Source organism: Syntrophotalea sp. (genome assembly GCF_050253115.1).
Classification (GTDB): domain Bacteria; phylum Desulfobacterota; class Desulfuromonadia; order Desulfuromonadales; family Syntrophotaleaceae; genus Syntrophotalea; species Syntrophotalea acetylenica.
Genome location: NZ_JBFWJQ010000130.1, coordinates 1 through 6842, shown reverse-complemented (window position 1 = coordinate 6842; position 6842 = coordinate 1). Strand labels below are relative to the sequence as shown.

General features: G+C 61.6%; 4 protein-coding genes. All 4 read right to left on the bottom strand.

The genetic code is table 11. From position 1 onward, the window contains the following. Positions 1-353 precede the first annotated feature (353 nt). A complete protein-coding gene (locus AB7E65_RS11360) occupies positions 354-2858 on the bottom strand; it encodes a polysaccharide biosynthesis tyrosine autokinase (protein ID WP_428745941.1) in 2505 nt (834 codons plus the stop codon). Positions 2859-2904: 46 nt separating this feature from the next. Beyond that, complete coding sequence (locus AB7E65_RS11355; protein ID WP_320362023.1) at positions 2905-3969, bottom strand: polysaccharide biosynthesis/export family protein; 1065 nt, start codon at positions 3967-3969, stop codon at positions 2905-2907. A 445-nt stretch (positions 3970-4414) separates the two neighbouring features. Further along, entirely contained in the window at positions 4415-5620 is a 1206-nt protein-coding gene (locus tag AB7E65_RS11350) for a glycosyltransferase (RefSeq protein WP_428745940.1), read from the bottom strand. A 17-nt stretch (positions 5621-5637) separates the two neighbouring features. Continuing rightward, positions 5638-6213 (bottom strand): isochorismatase family protein, encoded by a 576-nt coding sequence (locus AB7E65_RS11345; RefSeq protein ID WP_428745939.1) that lies wholly within the window; start codon positions 6211-6213, stop codon positions 5638-5640. Between the last annotated feature and the right edge of the window lie 629 nt (positions 6214-6842).

Genomic DNA, 6842 nt, shown 5'->3' with positions numbered 1-6842 from the left:
ACAGTCCTCAGCTCTCAGCTCTCAACCCTTCACCTCAATACCGCGGGGTGGCGCCCCCGCCCGGCGCTTTACACTATTTGCTTGCCCAAAAAGAGTAAACAGAAAAAGGGCACCCCGGCTCCTGGCCCGCCTGCGGCGGGTTCCCTCCGCGCAGTACCCGCCGGGCGGGCGGAAATGATTCGCTTACGCTCAGATTTCCGCCTGTTTCGCCCGTCGGACACCGCACTCCGGCGGCGTCACAAGGGGGAATAAAACGGTAAAGAAAGTATGCCGGCTGCCGGCCGGGACCGGCGAAGTGGAAGTAAAAGCTTTTGACCTCAGCTTACAGCTCGCAGCTTACAGCTCTCAACCCCTCACCCCTCCTTACCCGTCCAGCGCCCCAGCAACCTCCCCACGACACCGGGCTTGGCGGTCATCTTGTCCTGCTGGTAATAGCCATAGCCATACCCGTAACCATAACCGTAGCGGCCATAGCTGCCATAGCGGCTGTAGCCGCCGTAATAGCCCTGCCCTTCCTGGTTCTTGTCGTTGAGGACAAACCCGATCAGCGGCGCCTTGATGTTGTCCATGATTTCCTTGACCCGGCGGGCGGCCTTGATGGAGACGCCGCCGACCTGCAGCACCCACACCACCTGCTCCGCCAGGGAGGTGAGGATGGTGGCGTCGGTGACGGCCAGCACCGGAGGAGCGTCCAGCAGAATGACATCGTATTGATCGCGAAGCTCGCGGACCAGATTTTTCATGCGCTGCGATTCCAGCAACTCCGCCGGGTTGGGAGGCACCGCCCCGGACGGCAGGAAATCCAGCTGGAACAGGCCGGTCGGTTTGATCGCTTCTTCGACTTTGGCGTCGCCGACCAGCACCTCGGTCAGGCCGACGGCGTGATGATCGCCGAACATCTCCTGCAACGTCGGCTTGCGCAGATCGCACCCTACCAGCAACACCCGGTTGCCGGTCTGGGCGAGGGTCACGGCGAGATTGCCGGAGATGGTGGTCTTGCCTTCCGAGGGGAAGGCGCTGGTCACCAGCAGCACCTTTTTATCGCGTCCCAAGGAGGAAAAATGCAGGGAGGTACGCAGGCTGCGGAAAGCTTCGGCGGCGGCGGATTTCGGCTTGAACTGGGCAATCAGCACGCGCCGGCTGCTGTTACCATCAACCAGGGCCTGGCGGTCCTTGCCCTTGCGGTCGAGACCAATATAGGGGATGACGGACAGCAGCGGCACGCCGACTTCGCGCTTGGCGAGTTCGCCGTCCTTGATTGAGTCGTCCAGGTATTCGAGCAGGAAAGCCAGTCCGATACCGGCCATGCAGCCGACGATCAGCCCCAGCAGCAGATTTTTGGCTTTCTGCGGTTTGACCGGCCTGTCGGGGACGATGGCCGGATCGATGATATTGACGTTGCCGATGGTCGCGGCCCGCGCCAGGCGCGCCTCTTCGTGCTTCTGCAGCAGGAAGGTGTAGATCTCGGCATTGACGGTGGAGCGGCGCGTCAAGCGCGCCAGGTCCCGTTCGGCGGCGGGCAGCTGCCGCACGCGGGCTTCGTAGCGCTGCAGATCGCCGCGCACCGTATCGGACTGCTTGCTCAGGCCGGACAGCAGCTGCTGGTAGGTGGACAGCAGCTTGTCCTGGATCTGCATGATCTGTCCCTGCACGGCTCGGACATCGGGATGCATCTCGGTCAGATCGACCAGCAGGCGGCGCTTCTCCACTTCGAGGGTCGCCAGTTTTTCCGCCATGGACGAAACCACCGGGTCGTCCATCAGCACGGCGGGGACATAGCTCTTTTTCTGCGCCATGGCGGTTTTCAGGGAAGCCACCGCAAACTGGGCCTGACGGCGCAGCAGCTCGACGCTGGCCAGCTCTTTTTCCTGGCCGGTGAGCAGGCCGATCAGGCTGGTGGCCTCGGTGCCCATCTCCACCACGCCGGAGGTGCTTTTGTACGCGGCCAGCTGCTCCTCGGCGGTGTCCAGGTTTTCCCGTACCGATTGCAGCTGTTTGTCGATGAACTCGACCGATTTGTTGGCTTCCTCGGATTTGAGCAGGATATTGCGCTCAAGGTAGACGCTGGACAGGGCATTCACCACCTCGCTGGCCAGTTCGGGATCCGTGTGCCGGTAGCTCACCTGGATGATATTGGTCCCCTTGCCAACCTCGGAGGCCTTGATGGCCTCCCGCAACCCCAGCACCACCTGGTTGAAGGGCCGCAGGCTCAATTCGAATTCCTGCCCCTCGTGACCGCGAAGGTTGTCGATCAGCAGACGCAAGCCGCCCGCCGAAAACAGATGCCCGGCCTGTCCAATCCCGACCGCATTACCATCGGCGTCGGCCACCCGATAGCGGCCGGCGTCCAGCAGCCGCACCACGTAATGGGGGTTTTCCGCCGTGGAGGCGAATTCGCGCACCGCAAAATCCATCTCGTCGGACTGTTTGTCGATCTGCCAGTCGAGATGCAGGCGTTTGACCACTTCTTCGATGTTGGTGCGCGAGCGCAGAATCTCGACCTCGGTCTCGATGGGGTTTTCGCGGCTCAGCCCCAGATCGTCGAGCAATCCGTTGCCGTTGACCTTTTCGTCACGCACATGCAGGGTGGCTTTGGCCTCGAACAGGGGACTGACGAGAAAGGTGTAGAGCGCCACCGAAAGGAAAATCGCGCAGAAGGCGAAAACAACCGATTTGCGCCGCCGGAACAGAACGTTGATGTAGTCCTGCAGATGGACTTCTTCTTCATCGACATAGGTATAGCCATTGTACGGGTTCGGGTTTTCCATCGTCACATCCTGGTTATGAATCCGTTCGCTGTCGCCGGACGCGGCACGCTTGCCGTGCCCGGCGACAGAAACATTCAGTATATCCGGCAAGCCTCGTCCCACTGAACCCTGCCGTTGAAAAGCTGCCGACCCGCCATCAGTCGGTGAGAACCTTGATTTGCACGAAGGGCTGCAGCAGCGAACTGATCGCCTGCAGCGACGGCAGGATCTCCTGGATGGCCAGGTTCCAGGAGCCCACGCCATTGCGCGGCACATAGACGACATCCCCTTCGCTCAGAGGAAACGGCAGTGCCTCGCCGCGCAGAATCTGCGCGAGATCGAGCACCAGCAGTTCGCCCCGGGTCGGCGACAGGGAACGAATGATGCGCACGTGGGTGGGACGGGCGCTGCCTTCGTTCAGGTCGGCGCTGGCAAGGGCCTGGGCCAGGGTCAGCCGGCCGTTGGGCATGACAACGGGCCCGGCCTTTTTGACGGCGCCGAACACGAAAACGTTCTGATTCTTGTCGTCGGGCACGAAGATGACATCGTTGGCGGTCAGCCAGGTATTCTGCGACTGATCGCCTTCCTGCAGCAGCCGGTAAATATCGACGGGGATGGTTTTGCCGTTGCGGATGATGCGCGCGGCACGCAGATTGGCGATATCCTTGAGCCCGTTGCCGAGGGCCAGCCCCTCCATCAGGGAGTAGGCACGGTCCATGTAGTAGGTGCCCGGAGCGTTGAACTGCCCCAGCAGGTAAAGGGGCTTGCTGCGGTATTCGGAAATCTCCACCACCACCCAGGGATCCTTGAGATAGGTGCGGAACACGTTCTGGATGTGCGTGGTGACCTGTTCGATGGTCATGCCCGCCACGGCGACACTGCCGGCGATGGGCAGGTGCACCCGGCCCAGCCCGTCGACGCGGCTGCCGGAAACCTTGTTGGTGCCCCCGACCATGATGCCGGGGCTGCTCAGCTCCGGATGCCCCTTGACATTCACGTACAGGATATCGTTAGCGCCGACCAGGTATTCCTTTTCGGGCTGAACCGCATCCTGCCCCAGGCCGACCTCGACGGCCTCCCGTTCGACGACGGCGGAATAACGCTCGCCGTAGATCTGCTTGACGGTTCCGGGGTCGAGATCGGTCAGCGATGTACAACCGGCCAGCGCCAACAGGCTTGACAGCAAACCGATGCAGGATTTCCAACAGGCGTTTCGGTTCATGGTTCCCCTTCGAATAAAATAAGATAGAGAATGAAATGTCGAACAGGGCGTTGCGGCCTGGTGACAGAAATAACCGCCACGGGCAATTAATGAATTCTTATATTAGGCCAAGCTCAAACGCCACTCTATACCATGGGCGGCACAAAAGGCAACCGGTAAACCTTTTTGGGCAAAGGTTCAACGCCACTTGCCTGTCATTTTCCACAATGCAACTTTTCAGGGTCGTGTCCATCCGGAAACGGCAGATGACTACAGCGTGGTTTGCCTATGGGAAACCACGCTCGGCAGCCATTAACAGGCGCCGCAAGGTTTGCTCTGAAAAATCGGTTGTTTGCAAATAGCGGGCCAGATTCGGATATCGGCGCAGACGCGGCACAGACGCCGACCCTCGGCCGGCCCGGCCTTTGCGAGCGGTCAAAAAATCCTGTCTGGCCAAAAAAATGACTCAACGATGGTGGGCGGGAGCCCCATAGGTGCGGCCTTTCCATGCCCCACCGGCGCCGCGCAGATAGCACAAGGCGGAATGGATGGTCATCAGCGTGTAGACGGCGGCAGCCAGCGGCAGCAGCAAGGCGATGCCCCATGGCTGATCGTACCAGCGGGTCATGGGACGAAACGTGCGCGCCATCAGCAGCCAGCTTGCCAACCCGCAGGCTCCGGCCGTCAAACCGGCCGGCGTAGCGCGATACAGAAGCAGCTTTGGGCCAGCCAGCACCAGGCACAGCGGCCCCCAGAGAAATACCAGCAGCATTGCACCGACGGTGCCTCCCAGCAGCAGCCAGGAATGGCGCAACTGCACGAAGGCGGTGCGCACAACCATGCGCCAGACCGTACCAAGATCCCCGCAGGGACGGGTACTGACCACCTCCCGGGTAAAACCGAGCCAGATGCGGCCGCCACCAGGGCGCCCGCGCTGCTTGATGAGCCGCCCGAGGGAACAATCGTCGATCAGGGCGCCGGCGATGGCGGGCAGACCGCCGGCTTCCTCCAGAACCTGGCGGCGCAGCAGCACGCACCCACCCGCGGCGCCGGCAACTTTGCTGCGCGGATCGCATACCCGTCGAAAAGGGTAAAGCATGGCGAAGAAATACACGAACGCCGGCACCAGCAGGCGGCTCCAGAAACCGCTGGCCTGCAGCCGGGCCATCAGCGACACCAGATCGTAATCGCCCCGGGTGGATTGGGCCACCAGCCTGGACAGGCTCGATGGCGCATGGGCGATATCGGCATCGGTAAACAGCAGCAGCGGCGCCGGGCTGTGGCCGCAGGCCTGCATCCCCTGCCACAAGGCCCAGAGCTTGCCGGTCCAGCCTTGCGGCCGGTCGGCGGCGCACACCACGGTCAGCCGATCGCCATGCTCGCACTTGGCAGCCAGCCTTGCGGCCACATCGGCGGTACCGTCGTCGCTGTGGTCGTCCACCAGAAACACCCGCAGCGCACCGGCATACTCCTGCCGCAGAATCGTCGGCAGGGAGGAAGGCAGGATATCCGCTTCGTTGCGTGCGGGAATGATGACATCCACCGCCGGCCAGACGTCGGCCCGATGCGCCTCGGGCAGCACCGGCGCGATGCGCCAGAAACCGGTATGCCACCGCCACAAACCAATCCATATCAGCAGCGCCGCAACGCCACCCCATGCCAGAACGGTCAAAAGAAACTCCAGGTTGATCAGTTGTCCGTTGTCAGATACACGCCGGCGCGACGCATGGCGTCGAGCGCCTGCCTGCCGCCTTCCCCGGTCACCGGACGACAGGCCTCCACCACCACGGCAACCTTGAAACCGGCGCGCACGCCATCCAGGGCGGTCTCCAGGACGCACACATCGAGGGCGAGCCCGGCCAGCCAGAGCCGTTTGACGCCGTCCAGGTGCAACTTGTCGGCAAACCCGGTGCGGTTGAAAACCGAAAGCTGGTTCTGGTCAAAACGCGACCCTTTGGAAATGACCACCGGATCCGGCACCAGATCGAGCGCGGGATGAAACGCGGCGCCCGGCGTATCCTGCACGCAATGTTCGGGCCAGTCGCCGCCGTTTTTTTTAAAACTGGGATGGCCGCGCGGATGCCAGTCCCGCGAATAGTAGATCGGCACCTTGTTATGCACAGCGGCCGCGATCCAGCCGTTGATCACCGGCACAACCAGGTCGCCCCCGGCAATCGGCAACGCCCCGCCGGGACAAAAATCCCGCTGAATATCGATCACCAGCAGACCGTCACCATCAACAAGGTTTTCCTCGGCTTTCTGCATGGATACACCGTCTTCCCTGGAAAGAGCATCAGGTTTTGAAGTCAGCTATCAGCTATCAGTTCTCAGTTATCAACCTTTAACTTCAATACCGCGGGGTGGCGCCCCCGCCCGGCGCTTCACTCTTTTTGCTTGCCCAAAAAGAGTAAACAGAAAAAGGGCACCCCGGCTCCTGGCCCGCCTGCGGCGGGTTCCCTCCGCGCAGCACCCGCCGGGCGGGCGGAAATGATTCGCTTACGCTCAGATTTCCGCCTATTCCGCCCGTCGGCCACCGCACTCCGGCGGCGTCACAAGGGGAAATGGTCGGCAAACCGGGTTTGCCGATAAACCAATCTCGCAGCGCCGGTTTCCGCAACAGCCTGCCACCAAAACCGGCGACGCAATACGGTCACGCAAAAGCCCTACGCAGCGCAACCGTTGTGGATTCGCAGCGCCGCCGACACAAGGCAGCGCCCTTGGCGCCGGAGCCTATCATAATGGCGATAGCCGACCCTACGTCCTTTCTTTCCATACTTTCTTTAGACGAGTAAAGAAAGTATGCCGGCTGCCGGCCGGGACCGGCGAAGTTGAAGTAACAGCTCTTGACCTCAGCTTACAGCTTACAGCTTACAGCTTACAGCTTACAGCTTACA